Source organism: Acinetobacter sp. NIPH 1852 (assembly GCF_022549455.1).
In the GTDB taxonomy this organism is placed as follows: domain Bacteria; phylum Pseudomonadota; class Gammaproteobacteria; order Pseudomonadales; family Moraxellaceae; genus Acinetobacter.
On the sequence record NZ_JAKZGG010000003.1, the window covers coordinates 86257 to 104946 of the forward strand.

General features: G+C 39.3%; 17 protein-coding genes. 13 read left to right on the plus strand and 4 right to left on the minus strand.

What is annotated here, in order from left to right; all coding sequences use genetic code 11:
* Positions 1–141 precede the first annotated feature (141 nt).
* The 5 genes from MMO38_RS03625 (at position 142) to MMO38_RS03645 (ending at position 5769) form a co-directional block, all read left to right on the plus strand.
* Positions 142–960: a hypothetical protein gene (locus MMO38_RS03625; RefSeq protein ID WP_241322703.1), complete on the plus strand. Its 819-nt coding sequence runs from the start codon at positions 142–144 to the stop codon at positions 958–960.
* A 41-nt stretch (positions 961–1001) separates the two neighbouring features.
* Positions 1002–1175 carry a cbb3-type cytochrome oxidase assembly protein gene (locus tag MMO38_RS03630; RefSeq protein WP_005196561.1) on the plus strand — a complete coding sequence of 58 codons (174 nt, stop codon included), beginning with the start codon at positions 1002–1004 and terminating at the stop codon, positions 1173–1175.
* 321 nt (positions 1176–1496) lie between these two features.
* On the plus strand, positions 1497–3905 hold the full coding sequence (locus MMO38_RS03635) for an FdhF/YdeP family oxidoreductase (protein ID WP_241322704.1): 2409 nt from the start codon (positions 1497–1499) through the stop codon (positions 3903–3905).
* Between the two features lie 56 nt (positions 3906–3961).
* Positions 3962–4747 carry a formate dehydrogenase accessory sulfurtransferase FdhD gene (fdhD, locus tag MMO38_RS03640; RefSeq protein WP_241322590.1) on the plus strand — a complete coding sequence of 262 codons (786 nt, stop codon included), beginning with the start codon at positions 3962–3964 and terminating at the stop codon, positions 4745–4747.
* 80 nt (positions 4748–4827) lie between these two features.
* The gene (locus tag MMO38_RS03645) at positions 4828–5769 is read left to right on the plus strand and encodes a Dyp-type peroxidase (RefSeq protein ID WP_241322591.1); all 942 of its coding nucleotides are present in this window, start codon (positions 4828–4830) and stop codon (positions 5767–5769) included.
* A gap of 56 nt (positions 5770–5825) precedes the next feature.
* Here MMO38_RS03645 and MMO38_RS03650 read toward each other — a convergent pair whose 3' ends face one another.
* Together MMO38_RS03650 and MMO38_RS03655 are read right to left on the minus strand one after the other, a co-directional pair.
* On the minus strand, positions 5826–6668 hold the full coding sequence (locus MMO38_RS03650) for an SDR family NAD(P)-dependent oxidoreductase (RefSeq protein WP_241322592.1): 843 nt from the start codon (positions 6666–6668) through the stop codon (positions 5826–5828).
* Positions 6669–6699: 31 nt separating this feature from the next.
* The gene (locus MMO38_RS03655) at positions 6700–8190 is read right to left on the minus strand and encodes an NAD(P)/FAD-dependent oxidoreductase (protein ID WP_241322593.1); all 1491 of its coding nucleotides are present in this window, start codon (positions 8188–8190) and stop codon (positions 6700–6702) included.
* A 126-nt stretch (positions 8191–8316) separates the two neighbouring features.
* Here MMO38_RS03655 and MMO38_RS03660 point away from each other — a divergent pair, with 126 nt between their 5' ends.
* Positions 8317–9393, plus strand: a complete 1077-nt coding sequence (locus MMO38_RS03660; RefSeq protein WP_241322594.1) for an AraC family transcriptional regulator — start codon at positions 8317–8319, stop codon at positions 9391–9393.
* Here MMO38_RS03660 and MMO38_RS03665 read toward each other — a convergent pair.
* Complete coding sequence (locus tag MMO38_RS03665; RefSeq protein WP_005196569.1) at positions 9357–9974, minus strand: TetR/AcrR family transcriptional regulator; 618 nt, start codon at positions 9972–9974, stop codon at positions 9357–9359. The genes MMO38_RS03660 and MMO38_RS03665 overlap by 37 nt on opposite strands.
* Before the next feature lie 504 nt (positions 9975–10478).
* Between MMO38_RS03665 and MMO38_RS03670 the strand changes: the two genes are divergently transcribed.
* The 5 genes from MMO38_RS03670 (at position 10479) to MMO38_RS03690 (ending at position 16062) form a co-directional block, all read left to right on the plus strand.
* The gene (locus MMO38_RS03670) at positions 10479–11438 is read left to right on the plus strand and encodes a metal-dependent hydrolase (RefSeq protein ID WP_241322595.1); all 960 of its coding nucleotides are present in this window, start codon (positions 10479–10481) and stop codon (positions 11436–11438) included.
* A gap of 121 nt (positions 11439–11559) precedes the next feature.
* Positions 11560–12534, plus strand: coding sequence for a metal-dependent hydrolase (locus tag MMO38_RS03675; protein WP_241322596.1), 975 nt, complete (start codon positions 11560–11562; stop codon positions 12532–12534).
* A 37-nt stretch (positions 12535–12571) separates the two neighbouring features.
* Entirely contained in the window at positions 12572–13396 is an 825-nt protein-coding gene (locus MMO38_RS03680) for an SDR family NAD(P)-dependent oxidoreductase (protein WP_241322597.1), read from the plus strand.
* 95 nt (positions 13397–13491) lie between these two features.
* Positions 13492–15012, plus strand: coding sequence for an NAD(P)/FAD-dependent oxidoreductase (locus tag MMO38_RS03685; RefSeq protein ID WP_241322598.1), 1521 nt, complete (start codon positions 13492–13494; stop codon positions 15010–15012).
* 171 nt (positions 15013–15183) lie between these two features.
* Positions 15184–16062, plus strand: coding sequence for a class I SAM-dependent methyltransferase (locus MMO38_RS03690; protein ID WP_241322599.1), 879 nt, complete (start codon positions 15184–15186; stop codon positions 16060–16062).
* Positions 16063–16197: 135 nt separating this feature from the next.
* On the opposite strand, the gene MMO38_RS03695 is transcribed toward MMO38_RS03690, so the two are convergent.
* A complete protein-coding gene (locus MMO38_RS03695; protein ID WP_005196575.1) occupies positions 16198–16374 on the minus strand; it encodes a hypothetical protein in 177 nt (58 codons plus the stop codon).
* A 396-nt stretch (positions 16375–16770) separates the two neighbouring features.
* Here MMO38_RS03695 and MMO38_RS03700 point away from each other — a divergent pair, with 396 nt between their 5' ends.
* Complete coding sequence (locus MMO38_RS03700; RefSeq protein WP_241322600.1) at positions 16771–17700, plus strand: lauroyl acyltransferase; 930 nt, start codon at positions 16771–16773, stop codon at positions 17698–17700.
* 206 nt (positions 17701–17906) lie between these two features.
* On the plus strand, positions 17907–18665 hold the full coding sequence (locus MMO38_RS03705) for a 5-oxoprolinase subunit PxpA (RefSeq protein ID WP_241322601.1): 759 nt from the start codon (positions 17907–17909) through the stop codon (positions 18663–18665).
* The last annotated feature ends 25 nt before the right edge of the window (positions 18666–18690 follow it).

Below are 18690 nucleotides of genomic sequence, written 5' to 3' on the forward strand. Positions count from 1 at the left end.
TTTTTTTAGTCAAACTCTGTCGCTATTCAAGTATTAATATTCCATCCACAATAACAGTATGAACGAAGCAACTTGCTTGGTATCCGTTGCAATGATTGCCAGCTCGTTCAAAAATTGATTTGGACTTAAGGGCGTATGGCGATGTTTGTGACGAAGCAATTGAATGCGTTGACGCGGATTTTTAAAGAGATAACACCTTCGCAATCGGTGCAAAAACAGCTCGCACTTGATTATGTAAATCTAGAAGCGACCTTGTTACGTGCAAAGGTGCTTAGAGATTTCTCTAAAGAGAAAATCGCATATATCGCGCAAGCAGAAATTGCGCAAAACGATAATAATCTGGCTTATTTATTTGCACCATTTATTATCGCGAATCTAAATCAAGCTGTGATCTATACCACGCCTGTTGCTTCATCGGTGTTGTCAGTTTTGAATCAATACTATCAGGCCGAAAGAAGTATCAATCTAAAGATTGAAGATGTAATTCAGAGCCTCAAACTCCATCTTGATCTGGTTGATGACATGACAAGCGAAGAAGATTTCCTCTATAGAAGTTTGGTCAAAGCACTCTGTCGAACAGATATATCCCATATTTTCTTGATTACGCATCTAGTTATAGATGATGAACAACGCAACATATTGCAAGCGTATTTCGATATAAAAATTGATGTGATTCATGCAGATGTAGCAAAAAGCATAGTCAATGATGATCTGATTAATACCAGAAAATTATTGTTCAAAAATAAAGATGAATGGCATAAAACGCTTTGTATGTTGTTTTCAGATTTAAATGCAAATCTTGTTTCGCAGATCGGTCAGTTCAACAGAAGCCAAGCCAGCCATCTCATTGAAGATATGTTTTATTCAGAACATATTTTTGAAAAATTATCAGTCTATGCCGAATACATGCAAACCCGTATTCAAAATGGTGCGGGTTATAGAGCACTGACCACGATTTAGTTTTTCAAAATTTGAAATTTATGATTTTAGGAGCAGATGATATGTCTCAGAAGCCACAAAAGTTCCCATATATTACGGTTGGGATAAGTATTTTATTCGGTTGTTTATTTTTAGTTTTCTTCTTTCTTGCCGTGAGTCATCAGCCTGATTATATGCCTTCTCAGCAAAAGCAAAATGCGACCCAAGTCCAGCATTCATCTCAGCAACAACATTAATTGCATGAACTTAACCCATGATTTAGTTTATCTCTCTGACTAGCGATTTGAGCATTCGTTAGTCAGTTTTTTTATCCAAAATAAAAAGAAGGCGTCATTTAATGTTTGAATGTTCACACGAAAATTAAATTCAAATCATCGCTTTTTACAGAAATTTTTATTTTAAGACGATGATTTAATTATGCAAATTTATAAATATTATCTTTAGGTAATCCTTGAAAACAAAAATTATCTAACCAATTGAGAATAGAAAATATCCTCTTTCCGTGTTACACCTACTATCGAGTAGATATGAAAAATAGCTCAAATGAGGGCACTTTGATGGATGAGTTAGAACAAACCAAACATAAACAAGAAGATACGGGATATGCTCGAATTGAACCTTATACTCAACCCGCAGGTGGGTGGGGAGCATTATTAAGCGTTGCTCGAAATCTCAAACGTCAAGACATTTTGAAAAAAGGGTCAATTACCTTACTCAACATTAATCAACCAACGGGGTTTGATTGTCCGGGTTGTGCATGGCCTGAAAAGAAAGATGCACATGCTTTTAACTTTTGTGAGAACGGTGCGAAAGCAGTTGCCTTTGAAGCAACCAGTAAAACCGTGACCCCTGAATTTTTTGCTCAACATACTGTCAGTTGGTTGACTGAGCAGAGTGATTTTTATCTTGAGGACTTAGGTCGTTTAACTGACCCAATGCGTTACGATCCAGCATTAGATAAATACGTGCCAATTTCTTGGGATGATGCATTTCAGCTGATCGCGAAACATTTACATGCTTTAGATCATCCTGACCAAGCTGCATTTTATACCTCTGGCCGTACCAGTAATGAAGCTGCCTTTTTGTATCAACTGTTTGTACGAAGTTTTGGAACCAATAATTTTCCAGACTGTTCCAATATGTGCCATGAAACCACCAGCGTTGGCTTGAAAGATGCGATTGGTTTAGGCAAAGGCACAGTCACTTTGGATGATTTCGATCAAGCCGATGCGATTTTTAGTTTTGGACATAATCCGGGAACCAATCACCCCCGTATGTTGGCAACGCTTAGAGAAGTCTCCAAACGTGGAGGCAATATTATTGCGATTAATCCAATCAAAGAGCGTGGTTTAGAGCGGTTCCAAGATCCTCAGGCCCCTTTGGAAATGATGACCAATGGTAGTACGCCGATTAGCCGTTATTATTTCCAACCAAAAATCGGTGGTGATTACGCTTTATTATTTGGTGTGCTTAAACATTTGTCTGAATGGGACAAAAAAGCTATCGCCAAGAGTAAGCCAAGTGTATTTGATCGTAGTTTTATCGAGATGAATACCATTGGTTTTGAGGAAATGCTAGCAGAGATTGATCGCACGGAATGGTCACAAATTCATAAACACACAGGACTTTCACCCGAACATTTAGAATCTATCGCTCAAATGTTCCTTGATGCCAAAAAAGCCATTTTCTGTTGGGGCATGGGGATTACTCAGCATCGTCATGGTACCGCCAATATCCACATGCTCGCCAATTTAATGTTAGCAAGAGGACATATTGGTCGTCCCGGAGCAGGTTTATGCCCAGTACGAGGACATAGTAATGTGCAGGGTGACCGCACCATGGGAATTAATGAAAATCCGAGTGATAAATTACTGGATAGCATTGATCGTGTGTTTGGAATTCAATCGCCACGCAAACATGGTTTTGGGGTAGTCGATACCATTAAGGCAATGTACGAAAACAAGGTAAAAGTCTTCATTGGCTTAGGCGGAAATTTTGCCGTCGCAACGCCAGATACACCTTACACGCAAGAAGCGTTAAAGCGTTGCAATTTAACCGTTCATATTGCCACTAAAATGAATCGAAGCCATTTGGTCTGTGGTAAAGATGCATTGATTCTACCGTGTTTAGGTCGCACTGAAGTTGACATGCAAACACATGGTGCACAAGCAATTTCCGTTGAAGACTCAATGAGTAATGTCCACCTTTCGGCAGGGCGAAATCCCCCAATCTCGGAGAATATTTTATCTGAACCCGATATTGTGGCGCGAATGGCGGAAGCAACTTTGCTTGATAGTCAAGTCAAATGGAAATGGTATATCGAGAGCTATGATCGCATTCGTGATTCGATTGCAGATGTATTTGATGAGTTTCATGATTTCAATCAACGGGTCTATCAACCGAGTGGTTTTCATTTGGAGCATCCAGCCAATCAACATGTTTGGAATACACCCAGTGGTAAGGCGCAGTTCTTGATTACCCCGTTGACGGAAGTCTATGAAGACAAAGAAAATCAATACGCTGCTGCTTATAGTGAACAACAGGTTTATACCTTGATGACCACACGCTCACATGATCAGTACAACACGACTTTATATGGTTTAGATGATCGCTATCGTGGTGTGTATGGGCAGAGACGTGTGCTGTTTATGAACCAAATAGATATTGATGAGGCTGGTTTTGAAGCAGATCAATGGGTGGATATTGAAAGTGTATTCTCCGATGGCGTGAAGCGGATTGTGCAGAGTTTCCGTATCGTGCCTTATAACATTCCAAAAGGAAGTTTGGCTGCGTACTATCCTGAAACCAACCCTCTGGTGGCTTTGGGCAGTCATGATAAATATGCCAAGATTCCTGCATCGAAAAGTGTTCCCGTTATTTTGCATGCAGGTCAGGCTCCTGAACATTTCAATTTGGCAGTTGAAGTCGATCCAGAACATGCCAACGAAAGAGTCGGCGGTGCATAACTTTTAGATCTATCAAGAAATTTTAATCAAGCGATGTGGAATAGAGAGTACATAGAGTGGAAGCGCAGAAGTTAGGCTATGAGACGATGCAAGTGCATCGTTTTCATCGAGATGTTTCCGAAGATCAACTGGATTATATTGTTCAAGAATATCCTGTGGCACTCATCTACAATGGTATTTCTCATGCGGTGATGATGGCAACGCCTTCAGATATTGAGGTGTTTGCCAAAGGTTTTAGTTTGTCCGAAGGCATCTTGCAAAGTTTAACGGAATTGTATTCGCTAGAAATTAGCCAAAATGAATTGGGTATCCAAGTTGATATGGAGATTTCAGCTAGAGCCTTTATGGGATTAAAGCAGCAGCGTCGCATGATGGTTGGGCAAACAGGATGTGGTTTGTGTGGCATTGAAAGTTTAAAGCAGCTGTATTCGAACTTGCCAGTGGTCAGCACAAAAGTTTCTCCAGCATGGTTCAATCAAATTCCTCACGCCATTGCTCAACTCAAAACCCGACAAAAAATCAGTGAACTGACGGGTGGTGCACACGCTGCGACGTGGGTGGTGAATGGACACATCGTGGCTTTATTTGAAGATGTTGGTCGTCACAATGCTTTAGACAAATTATTGGGTTATTTAGCCGAGCAAAACTTAAATGTCGCTGAAGGTTTTGTGGTCATGACCAGCCGTGCCAGCTATGAATTAATCCGTAAATGTGCTCAATACAATATTGCTTTATTAGCGACGATTTCAGCACCGACCAGTATGGCGATTGAGATGGCGAAACAGTCAAATTTAACATTGGCTAGTTTCTGTCGTGGCGATAGTTTCGTTTTATATAAATAGTAAAAGTTTGTGAGGAGTTTGATACCTAAGGCATTGATTTGTGTAGGATAGGGGTTTGCGTTCTACTATTCCTAAAAATTATGAATATACCTTTAAGACCACAGCCTGTTATTAATAATCTTGCTGGCGAAAATGCATTATTTATTGTTCTAGGCATCAATAGTAACCCTGATCATTCAGGAATTATTGACTTCCTCGCCAATTTTTCAGCTTTAGTCCGAAGTATGGCTAATCGCTTCCCAAATAGTCAATTTAGCGCCTCAGTCGGGATTGGCTCTCATGCGTGGGATCTGCTATTTCCAGATTTGAATAAACCTAAAGAACTGCAACCCTTTCAAGAAATCAAAGGTTCAAAGCACACAGCAGTTGCCACCTCAGGTGATTTATTTTTCCATATTCGTGCCAATCAAATGGCGATTTGTTATGAGCTGGCTTCCATTATTCATGATCAACTCAAAGAGAGCAGCTATCCAATCAGTGAAACCAAAGGGTTTAGATACTTTGATGGTCGTGCAATTTTAGGATTCGTGGATGGTACAGAAAATCCCGAACATGAAATCGCTAAAGAGATTGCTTATGTCGGTCAAGAAGATGCTGAGTTTCTTGGTGGCAGCTATGTCTTTATCCAAAAGTATTTACATAACATGGAGATGTGGAAAGGACTAAGTACCGAAGAACAAGAGAAAGTAATTGGTCGAAAGAAATATGATGATGTTGAATTAGGCGATGATGTTAAACCGCAAAATGCACATAATGTCGTGAGTAAAGCACATGATGCTGATGGCAATGAGTTAAAAATTCTCAGAGCAAATATGCCATTTTCCAATCCATCTGAAGGAGAGTCGGGTACTTTCTTCATCGGATACTCTCGTTCCTTCAATATCACCAAGACCATGTTAGAGAATATGTTTCTCGGCAAAGAAAATGGTCACGTAGATCGTTTACTTGATTTCAGTACAGCTGTTTCAGGTAGTTTATTCTTTGTACCTACTTTCGATTTCTTGGAAGATTTGGCTGAATAAGACGGTAGGGAGATTCACCGTTGTTAAGCCAACGGTGAATTTAATCAACAAAAGTGTTATTTCATAAATCGCGCTTGTAATGCGGTTGCAGTCGCAAAAAGCTTTTGATAACCCTGAGGAAATAAACGCTGAATGGCATCAACCGCTTTCGCATCTGCACCGATCAGTAAACGGCGACGATTTTTTTGTACTGCATTTAAAATTAAATTTGCAGCTTCATCGGCTGGTGTACGCAGTAATTTATCAAAAGCGTCCTGACTTTTGACAGGATCCATACCTAAGCTGGTGACACTGTTATTCATACGTGCAGCTTTGGCAATATTGGTACGAATACCACCCGGATGTATACAGGTTGCACTCACACCTGAATTTTCGATATCCAGTTCTTGACGCAGTGACTCAGTGAAACCACGAACTGCAAATTTACTGGCATTGTAAGCACTTTGGGTAGGTTGCGAAGTCAATCCAAACATACTCGAAATATTGATGATATGCCCATCACCACTTTGTTTTAGATAAGGTAAAAACTCTTTGGTGCCATAAACCACACCCCAAAAATTAATTCCAATCAACCATTCAAGATCTTCATAACTTACACCTTCGGCGGTACTGCCAAGTGCAACACCTGCATTGTTGAAAATTAGATTCACTTTACCATGTTGCTCTACCACAGTTTTTGCCCAAGCTGCGATTTCATCACGTGTTGCTACATCTACTTTCTGTGTTGTGACTTTGACTGGAAATGCTTGTAGCAGTGCCACTGTATTCGCTAAGCCTGTTTCACTGACATCCGAGAGTGCAAGGTTACATCCTTGTTTAGCCAAAGCAATCGCCAATGCTTGACCAATACCTGATCCTGCACCCGTGATCGCTGCGACTTTATCTTTAAATGTTTTCATTTCATCTATCCTTTGTTTTTATGATCGTGCCTTAATTGGAAACCACTGGGACTTGAACATAATGTTCGAGATCAAAGCGGCGGGTTCGTTGACGATATTCAAAAGTGAAACCGGGCCAATTATTGGTGTTTTTTCCTGTCGCGGTTTGATACCAACTGGTACAACCTTGTGACCACATGGTGCTTTTCATTCTTTCTTGAATTTCTTGGTTAAAGTTTTGTTGTCTATCGGCTTTTAAATCTGTAAATAACAAGTTCTTTTGAATATGGGTTTGAATTGCATCAATAATATAATTCACCTGACTTTCAAGCATATACACAATTGAATTGTGTCCAAGGTTGGTATTGGGTCCATACAACATAAAGAAATTGGGGAAGCCACTCACCGTTAAGCCTAAATATGCTTCGGCACCGTCTTGCCATTGTTCTTTTAAGATTGTGCCTTTTAACCCCGTAATCTGCATGGGCGCCATAAAATCAGTTGCTGCAAATCCAGTCCCATAAATAATGGTATCAACTTCACGCAAAGTACCATTTTTATCGACGATCCCTGTTTCAGTAATTTCCTGAATATCAGTGTTGATGACCTCTACATTGGGTCGCGTTAAGCTTTCATACCAATAATTAGAAATCAGAATACGCTTACAACCAATTGGATAATCAGGCATTAACTGATGGCGGAAATGAGGGTCTTTGATTTCCTTACGAATATGGCGTTGAAACATATATTCTACGAGCGGGATTTCGTTGAGGGTAATCGTAAAACCCTTAAGAACACTTTCGTTATAACTGTACTGATACATACGATCAAGGCTTTGCAAGATCGGCAGCTTTTGAAAAGCCTTACGAGCAAGCGTAGAGTAAATGCGGTCTGGCTTTGGAATAACATAAGGTGCTGAACGTTGGTATACATCTAAATGGGCGACCTCTTTAGCAATCTCAGGCACAAACTGAATAGCACTAGCACCTGTACCAATCACAGCGACACGTTTATGACTTAAATCATAATCATGTTCCCAACGCGCAGAATGAAATGCTTTGCCTTTGAAATGTTCAATGCCTTTAATTTTTGGATAAGCAGGTCGATTCAGTTGACCGACTGCCGCAATCAGAAATTCTGCTTCAAATTTCTCACCTGTCGTACTTTGAATCTGCCACAGCCCTTGCTTTGCATCAAATTCAGCACTTGCGATCTCAGTATTAAACTGAACATGAGGGCGAATTTGATATTTTTCTGCACAATGACGTAAATATTGATGAATTTCTTGCGAAGTGCCGTAACGATTTTTCCAGCCCAGTTCTTGTTCAAAAGAAAATGAATACAAGTGCGAAGGCACATCACACGCCGCGCCCGGATATGTGTTATCACGCCAAACGCCGCCCACATCTCCAGCTTTTTCAAATAAAGTAAACTGATTGAAACCCGCTTGTTTTAGGCGGATGGCAAGCCCTAATCCACCAAAGCCTGTTCCTATAATGGCGATACGGATATTTTTATTTGAATGGGATGATGGCTTTAACATGGTCTGCTCGCACGATTGGGAAAGAGGGGCAATCGATAAAAGAATATAGAATAGTGGTTAAAGCTATTGATTTAGAGGATGGATGCGGACAAAATATTGTGATTCGAGGACATTTGGAAATGTACATTGACGTACGCATGGGCATTTGATCGAAGTATACATAGTGTTCGACTCATGGCTGATTTTGCAGCAGAGTTAGGTGTCGATTATCAGCTCATATTAAAAGGAACAGGCTTAGATCAACAGCACTTGCTTGATCCAAATATGGCGGTATCGGCACAACAGGAATTACAACTGGTCGGAAATTTGGTTGAACAGCTTGGGCATAGACCCATGTTGGGTTTAGAAGTTGGAACACGCTACCATTTCACTACTTTTGGCTCGTTGGGTTTAGCACTAATGAGTACTGCCAATATTCGTGAAGCACTCGATTTTGCCTTGGCATATTTTCCATTAACTTTTGCATTTACCCAGTTTATTGTTTCTGAGCAAGAACAAGGTATTCGCATCGAGTTCACAATCGATGAGGGGATTCCTCAATCTCTTTCTCAATTTATTATTGAGCGAGATATTGCCGCTTTAGTGACTGTTCAAAGAGATTTAATACCAGAGAACTTTTGCTTATCTTTGGCATTTTCTTTTCAGCCTAAGGGCGATCTACAAACCTATATAGATTTATTCGGTATCGTCCCAGAGTTTGGTGAGACCAAGAACTTTATTATTCTCGATGTTGAAAAAGTAAACCAAAAACTGCGTATGGCAAATGAGCTGGCTTTGCAGCATGCGGAACAACAATGCCGTCAAATTTTAGAGAAGCGACAATCACAAAAAAAATATTCACACCATGTACAACAAGTCTTGATGCATACCAAAGGAGAGATACCTTCAATGGAAATCGTGGCTGATCGATTGCATTTAAACTCAAGAACCTTGCGCCGTCACTTGGTCAATGAAGGCACAACTTTTATTAAGATTAGAGAGGATGTTCGCAAAATTTTGGCGGATTACTATTTGTCTTTACCGCAAACTTCGGTTGAACAGATTGCTGAATGGTTGGGTTATGCTGAAGCGACCAGCTTTATCCATGCCTATAAGCGCTGGTATGGGAAAACACCGCATGCATCACGCTTGGCAATGTCTATGGACTCTATTAATAATCACTTAAATCAGCCTTCAGCCCTCGCTAATTCTGCTTCGATATAACTAATAATCATGGTACTCAATCCTCTGACCATTTCATCAAAGCTAATTTGTGGGTTTGGTAAAATCAGATGGCGTGCCACGTTAAAAATACTGCTATTAATACTAATATAAGCCGTCACGCTAAGATTGTTTACTTTTAAATATCGAGGATGACGGATCATGTATTTCATCAATACATCCATCAATGCATATTCAATCTGACTGATATATCTTTCATATTTGAGTTCAGTTGCATATCTTAAGCAAATTAAATAGCGATCATCATCCCGCGTTAACAAATCACGGAAAGTATAAAAAATCATTTCAAACAAAGGTTCTAACTCTTGTTCAATGATGATAGGCGTGAGTTCTTTGACCATATCTAAAACTTCTTTGACGAAGGTTTTTGCCATCGCATCGTAGATTTCTTCTTTATTTTTAAAATATTCGTACAACGAGCCGACACTGACACCTGCGATATCTGCAATGTGTCTTGTGGTGGTTCCACTGGTACCATGCATTGCCACAGCGATAAAACCTGCTTCAATAATAGTATCAACGGTCACTTTTGAGCGTGCTTGACGGGGTTTACGTGTTGCCATGGTGGTTTTACTAAAATCCGAACATAGTGTCAGATTAACATGCTGTTGAATATTATAGAAGATATGGGTCTCTAATCCGAACAAATAAAATTACTCAAATTTTAACATTCAGTTTTAACTTGTAATAAAAGGATTGGATAGAGGTTTTTTTCTAGGATTCTATATTATTGTTTTTCATTTTATTTTTATTAATTGATTGATATCTATTATGAATAGTTGGTTTGTTGATCGTTCCATCCCAGTTTTATCTCATCAAAAAATGAGCACTTTATTCGTTATTGATAAGCATAAGAAGTTGAAAATTACCCGAATTGAATCCGAACATAAGATCAGTCTACAGTAGACCTATCAAATATTAAGTTCAGAAATATCTTCCCGAATGATTCTTCAATGAGCTATCCACTGTTTAAACGATAGAGATGCTCTAAGAACCATGGTTAATGAGCTTAATGGAGTGTCATATCACGAGCTAACTCCGCTCAATACTGAATGTAGGGTGTTGCTATGATTGCGAACACAGTGAAAAAGACCTTTAGTCTATTTAAGCCAAACCCACTCGCTGAGCAAATTGATTTTGCGAGTAAAGATTCTATCCCAATTCGTCACCTAGCAATCGGATTTGAAGGTGAGAAGGTTGATCTGTCATTTTATATGAACAACCAATTCGCTACGCTTTTTTTTGCTACGCTTTCTGTATTTTTGACTTATGGCGAAGATCTTGTCATAGAAACCGCGCGTCATCATCGAGATTTACTTAAAGATCCTATCTTAAAGCAACGTGTCACTTCATTGATTGGGCAGGAAGCGATTCATTCTAAATTACACAATGAATTTAACGATGCGATTGTAGCACTGGGCTACCCAGTCACCTTTTATCGTTTCTTAGGTTCAAACTTTTTTAAATATATCTTTCTTCAATTTCCGCAACCATTAAAACTGTCGATGATGGCAGGTATTGAGCACTTTACTGCGGTACTTGCTGAATACATGATGCAGCATGAGCAAAACTTTTATTTCTCCGAGGATGAGAAAACTCGTGCGCTCTGGATGTGGCATATGTTGGAAGAGTCTGAGCATAAAGATGTTGCTTACGATGTCTATCAAGTTTTGAATGGTAATTATGCTTTGCGTATCAGCGGCTTTGCGCTTGCTTACTTTACGATTTTAGGACTGATTCCATTTTCAGCCTCACTAGTTCCCGTTTTCCGTCGACCGCAAGAGATGTTGACGACTAAGTTTTGGAAAGATGCAAAACGAGGCGTGAAATTAATCTTTAGTCCTAAAGATGGCGTGTTTGGTAGTACACAAGGTCAAATCTTTGATTACTTACGTAAAGACTTTCATCCAAATGATCATGATACATCGAAGTATCTTGAATACTACAAGCAAAAACTACTATCAGAAGGTGGGGCATTACATCCTTTCTTTGTGAAAGAGTTCACGCCTAAAGTTCAAGCAGCTTAATCATCGGATAGCACGATCTAATCCAATTGTTGAGGTATTGAGACAGTTAAAGTTGCAGAAATAATCTTAGAAACAACGTTGCTGTCTTATTTAGTTTTTACTATTTTTATGGGAATCGAAAATGGTTGCTCAAATCATCAGAAATGTCTTTAATGACAAATTAAGTACCAAATATCAGGGGATTGTTCAGAACTTCGTGAACAAATCGCCAATACCGATTCGTCATTTTGATTTTAAATTCAACCCTAGAGAACTTGATGAAAAATTTTTCTTAAATAAAGAGCTGGCAACGTCTTACTTCCATGCGTTGTCTATATTTTTAACCTTTGGTGAAGATGTCGTTATTGAAACTGCACGTTACCATCGTGACTTTATAACAGACCCTATTCTAAAACAAAGATTAACCTCACTGATTGGTCAGGAAGCGATTCACTCCAAAGTACACAATCAGTTTAACGATGAAGTGCTGAAAGAAAATGATTATCCAGTTGAACTGCTTCGTGCGATTGCGGATAAGGTTTTTGAGTATGGCATTTATAAACTTCCACATTCACTACAACTGTCGTTGATGGCAGGTATTGAGCACTATACCGCTGTTCTAGCTGAATTTATGATGCAGCATGAGGACTATATTCTTGGTTCTCAAGACGAAAGACAGCGAGCCATGTGGATGTGGCACATGCTAGAAGAGTCTGAGCATAAAGATATTGCCTATGATGTGTTTTTAGAACTATCGGGTGATTACTGGGTGAGAGTGACTGGCTTTTTATTAGCGAGTTTAACCATCCTTGGCGGAGTTTCTTTGGGTGGTTATCTCATTCCCTTTATTCGTAAACCAAGCAATTTGATCAACCCACGTTATATGAAAGATATGTTGGAAAGCACTGCCTTGTTGTTTGGTAGTGAACGTGGTGTATTTGGTAGTAGCTTTATGCATATATTGGAATATTTACGCCCAAGCTTTCACCCGAATGATCATGACACCACTGCCTATATGGAATATTACAAACAGCGATTATTAGACCCAGAAACAGGGTTGTTGACGCCTTATTTTCTTAAAGAATTTGTACCGCCAGTACGTGCAGCATCTGCATAAATTCGGCGCATAAAAACCTGATTGTTGGATTGTATATATGAAATTCTTTGCTAAAAAAACCAAGCCTAGTCAAAAAGCATTTGCTGTTGTGACGGGCGCGGGTAGTGGGATTGGAAGAAGTTTTGCGCTTGAACTGGCAAAGCGTGGCGGAACTGTAGTCTGTTCAGATATCAATCTGGATGCAGCCAATGAAACGGTTTCACTGATCGAGCAACTGGGTCAAAAAGCCTTTGCTATCCAATGTGATGTCAGTAAGGCTGAACAAGTTACACAATTGGCAGAGCAAGCAGAACAGGTGATGCAGAACCCTGTCACGCTTGTGATTAACAATGCTGGAATTGGATTGGGTGGCAAGTTTGATGAGATGACCACAGAAGATTGGCAATGGTGTATGGATGTCAATTTGTGGGGCGTAATTCATGGTTGCCGTACTTTCGTACCTAAGTTTAAGCAACTTGGACATGGTGCAATTATCAATGTCGCATCCGCTGCTTCTTATACCGCTGCACCTGAAATGGCGGTCTATAACGTCAGTAAGGCGGGTGTTCGTGCGTTATCCGAGACGCTTTCTGCTGAGCTTCGCAAGTTCAACATTAAGGTCAATGTATTATGTCCAACACTGGTTCCGACTAACATTATTAAAAATGGCAAAGTACCACACAAAGGTATATTGGATTATGCCTTGACCAATTTGGCGTTTACCACCAGTGATAAGGTCGCAAAACTGACGTTAAACCGTTTGGATAAAGATCAGCTTTATACCATTCCTCAGATTGACGCCAAGCTTTTCTGGTTTATGAAGCGTACTGCACCGAATTTATATGCAAAATTCTTAGGCAACTCGTACAGATTTATGAAGTAACCCATTTAAATGGGAAAAGATTTTGATTGATGGAATAAGTACAGGTTGGATGATTGACCCGCTTATTTCGGTTGAATAGATGAAAGGATTTTTAAATGACAGCTCAAGCAAAAAAATTAAACTCAGCTGAGAAAAAAGCATTACCTGCACATATCTATGACAGCTTTATTGTAGGTGCTGGTATTTCAGGGATTGCCACCGCGATTCGATTGGATCAAGTTGGCTATACCAATTACAAAATTATTGAAAAAGCCAATCGTGTAGGTGGTACATGGCGTGAAAATACTTATCCGGGTTGTGGATGCGATGTGCCGTCAGCACTGTATTCATATTCATTTGCACCAAGTGCAAAATGGAGTCACCTATTCGCACGTCAGCCTGAGATTCTAAGCTATCTAGAAGAAGTCAGTGAAAACTTCAATGTTAGTTCAAAAATTGAATTTGGTACTGAGTTGTTAAATGCCGCTTGGGATAACCAACGTAATTTATGGGTGGTTGATACCAACAAAGGTCAATATTTGTCTAGAACTGTGGTTTTTGCCACTGGACCGATTACCGAAGCACAGATTCCAAAATTAGATGGTTTAGAAACATTTAAAGGTGAAATGTTCCATTCAGCCAAATGGAATCATGATTATGATTTGACGGATAAGCGTATCGCTGTGATTGGTACGGGTGCATCTGCAATTCAATTTGTGCCTCAAATTCAGCCTTTGGCAAAACAACTCTATGTTTACCAACGTACTGCGCCGTGGGTCGTACCAAAGCCTGATACTGATTTAGGTGAAGTGAGCAAATCACTGATTGCCAAATATCCACTGATTCAAAAAACATGGCGTAAAGCTGTTGCTCAATCACTCAATGCGATCAACTTCGGTTTACGTAACCCTGCGGTATTAAAACCAGTAGGTGAACTGGCTAAACTGATTTTAAAATTCCAGATCGAAGATCCTGAATTACGTAAGAATGTAACGCCTAACTTCACCATTGGGTGTAAGCGTTTATTGTTCGCCAACAACTATTACCCAGCTTTACAGCAAGAAAATGTCAAACTGATTCCACATGGTTTAGTGAAAGTGGAAGGCAACACTGTTATTTCTGCAAATGGTGAACGTCAAGAAGTAGATGTGATCATTTGGGGAACAGGCTTTGAAGTTTCACATCCGCCTATTGGTAAGCGTGTTTCTAATGAAAAAGGTGAGTGCCTAAATGACTTATGGAAAAGCACTTCTCCAGAAGCATATTTGGGTACCAGCATTGAAAACGTACCCAATGCGTTCTTAGTGTTAGGACCAAATGTTCTGGTTTATGATTCTTTTATTGGTTTGGCAGAAGCGCAGCTTGATTATATTGTAGATGGTTTATTAAAAATCAAAGAACAAAATATTGGTAAGTTAAACATCAAGTCTGAGGTGATCAAAAAGCATAATGAATTGGTGCAAAAGCATCTGAAAACCACTGTGTTCAATGCTGGTGGTTGTAAGAGCTATTATTTAGATGCCAATGGACGTAACTTTGCTGCTTGGCCTTGGTCGTTGAAGAAATTGAAGCAACGTTTAAAGCATATGGATTTAAACGATTATGAGGTAACGCTTCAAGCTGAAAAAACCAACTGATTTTAGTTGAGTAGACCTGTTTCATTATTATTTACACCCGCATTGGATTTCTCACATAGGGAGAGAAAAAAGGGTTCAAGAAAATGGTTGAGTGAAAAGGCAGTAAATTTTATCTAAGGATGGAATTTGCTGCTTATTTTTTGCAAGATAGAAATAAATTAGGAATGAAATATGAAAGACGGACAATCGAGTCGAACGGCTGAGGCTGCCGCGGCACTGCGTGCCAATCATTTTCAAAATGCTGAAAATCCAGTATTTGCTGATCCTTTTGCCTTTGAGTTAACCAGCAAAGGTTGGCAGAAGTTACTGACGACAACACCGACAGTGAAAATGATGAATTCTCCTGTGTTCAACCGAACATTGGGATTGCTCACTGGACAAGTCGTTGGACGTTCACGCTACGCTGAAGATCAGCTTTATGCGGCGATTGATCGAGGTGTACAACAATATGTGTTGGTTGGTGCGGGTCTAGATTCATTTATTTTGCGTCAAGCACAGTATTACCCAGCGTTAAAAATTTTTGAAGTGGATCATCCTGATACACAGACAGCAAAACAAAAAAAACTAAAAGAGTTCGGAGACATCCCGACCAATGTTGAATTTGTGGCAATTGATTTCGAAAAAGAATCGATTGCAGATGCTTTAACTCGAAGTAGTTTTCAACAAGAGCAAGCTGCATTCTTTTCTTGGTTGGGTACAACGCATTACTTAGAGCCACAAACCACGTTAAATACCTTGGCAAGTATAGCGATCATTGCTGCTGAGGGCAGTGAAGTTGTTTTAGATTATTCAATTGATTATCGACAATTGCAGGGGATCGAACGTTTAGGCAGTTTATTTGTATCTCAATTTACAGGGTTTTTAAAAGAGCCACTTAGAGGTCAATTTCGAACAAAGACACTGCACCAAGCCGTTGAGAAAATGGGCTATGACGTGGTTGAGGATTTATCAGGAGACGGTTTAAGTGAGCGATATTTTCATAATCGTCCTGATCGAATACGTCATACCATCGCAACACATATGTTACATCTTCGTTTGCAGCAAACATGATGAGCTTGGTATATGAATAAACCCACTCAATCAGACAAATTTCATCTCAAGTTGAGTTTGAAATTTATCAAATTTAGGTGGGGTTCATTTTCTCTGGACAAAGCCTAATGAGCTTTAGACTTTGCCGATAACAAATTATTTGTTATTTGGATCCGCTTTTTCACTATCTTCAGTTTGATTGCCTTTTGGGCTTGGTGTGGTATCAGGTTTTGGTTCGGTAGTGGAATCCGCTTGAGAATGTTCTTTCACCTGAGTCTGTTTAGCATTTTCGTCTTTGGTGGTCTTTTCAGAAAAACTTTTGAAACCTGACATTATTATCTTCTTTGGTTGGTTACTGAGCTTTCATGTTACAGATTTGGATTGATTACACTAAGGTAGTTATGAGATCGATATGTGGAAATATGTGCTCAGTAAGGTGTTTATATCGACATCATATTTCATTAATAAAATCATATATATATTATTCATTGAATCTTATGGTTTAATTGAAATAAGATGAGATGAATGATTAGAGCTGCTGTACACGAAGCACACAAATTTTTCATGGTGTGTAGGTGCAGATAATTTTTTATATGGTCATGTTTATTAACCTTGATTGGAAGTGCGAAGTATAGTTGCAGAATGTAAATTAATTAGAGTACGAAAATTAAAAACATTAAAAAATTATATGTGCTAGGCTTGCGAGATTTCCTTAATAAACTGGCTGCTATGAATTCAGAGCAATACCATGAAGCAAGTAAGTTTCAGTGGTCTTTTCTTTTGCCTAAATATTGGGGAATATGGGTCGCGATACTCATTTTAATGATATTTGCCATTCTTCCTTGGGCTATTCAATGGCGATTGGCTGAAGGCTTGTCTAAACTAGGATGGAAATATCTAAAGTCTAGACGTAAAACCACGATTAGAAATCTCGAACTCTGTTTTCCAGAGAAAAGCGAACTCGAAATACAACAAGATGCTAAACAAGTCTTTCTAAATATGATGCTGGGTGTTTTCGAGGCATTAAACGCTTGGTATTGTCCGCATTGGTTTAAAAAGCGAATACATATCCATGGACTAGAGCATCTTCAGCAAGCACAGGGCAAAGGGGTTTTATTGCTCAGTAGCCATACCACATTGTTGGATGCTGGCGGCTATGTAAGCAGTTGTTTTTTTGATTTTGATGTTGTTTATAGACCACAAAACAATCCTTTATTGGATATGTTGATCCGTAGATGTCGAGCGACGATTTATAAGAATCAAATTTCGAAAGACGATATGAAAGGATTAATTCATAGTTTGAGAAATGGCCATGCAATTTGGTACAGCCCTGATCAAGACTTTGGTTTGAAGCAAGGGGTTATGGCGCCATTCTTCGGTGTACAGGCTGCAACATTAACAGCGCATCGACGATTGATGAAAATTACCAAAGCATCAGCCATTCCTTTATTCTTTTATCGTGAAGGTGATATTCGAGATCCCCAATATCACATATTATTGGAGCCACCTTTAGATCATTTTCCGAGTTTGGATGAGGTAGAAGATGCGACGCGAGTGAATTTGATTATTGAAAATCAGATCAGAACGCAGCCAACCCAATATATGTGGTTTCATCGACGTTTTAAAACCAGATTGGAAGGACAAGAAAAATTATATTAAGTCATGAAACCCGCCTCATTATTTTGGTGGGTTTTTTTTAATAAAAAATTAGATAGATTGGGATTAACCGCTATTTTTTTCCATAAATATAACGCAGTCAAAGTCGTATAGATCCAGAATGTAAGTCTTACAAGTTTTCTGTTAGCATTTGAGCAGACAGGTTGTGACAACCTGATTTTTGGAAAACTAAAAAATATAAGGTCATTATGTATATAGATTTAAATAGCGATTTAGGTGAAAGCTATGGCTCATGGAGTATGGGTAACGATGAGCAAATTCTCCCCATTGTCAGTAGCGCAAATATTGCATGTGGCTTTCATGCAGGTGATCCACTTCATATTCTAAAAACATTAAAACAAGCTGCTAAATTTAATGTAAATGTCGGCGCACATGTTTCGTATCCTGACTTAGTCGGTTTTGGTCGCCGCAAAATGACCTTATCTTATGACGAACTACTTGCCGATGTACTTTATCAAATTTCAGCTTTACATGGTTTAGCGCATGTTGCAGGAACCAGAGTAAGTTATGTCAAACCGCATGGTGCTTTGTACAACACTATTGCGACAGATTTAAATCAAGCCCAAGCGGTGATTGATGCGATTCTACAATTTGATGCAGACTTAACGTTGGTGGCATTGGCTGGCTCACCATTGATTGATTTTGCTCAAAAGCAAGGTTTGACAGTTGTATCAGAAGCTTTTGCTGACAGAGCTTATCATGATGACGGTAGTTTGGTTTCTCGTTATGAAACTGGGGCTGTTTTACATGATGCGAAGATTGTAGCTCAGCGTGTTCTTGATATGATCCTAAAAGGTGGGGTGGAATCCATTGAAGGAAACTTTACACCTATCCAAGCTGACACAATTTGTTTGCATGGCGATACCACGGGAGCTGTACAACTTGCGACAGTGATCCGCCAAGCGTTAATTGAAAATCAAATTGAAGTACGTGCTTTTTGCATGTAAATGCTTTTATGCCTATTAAATAAAA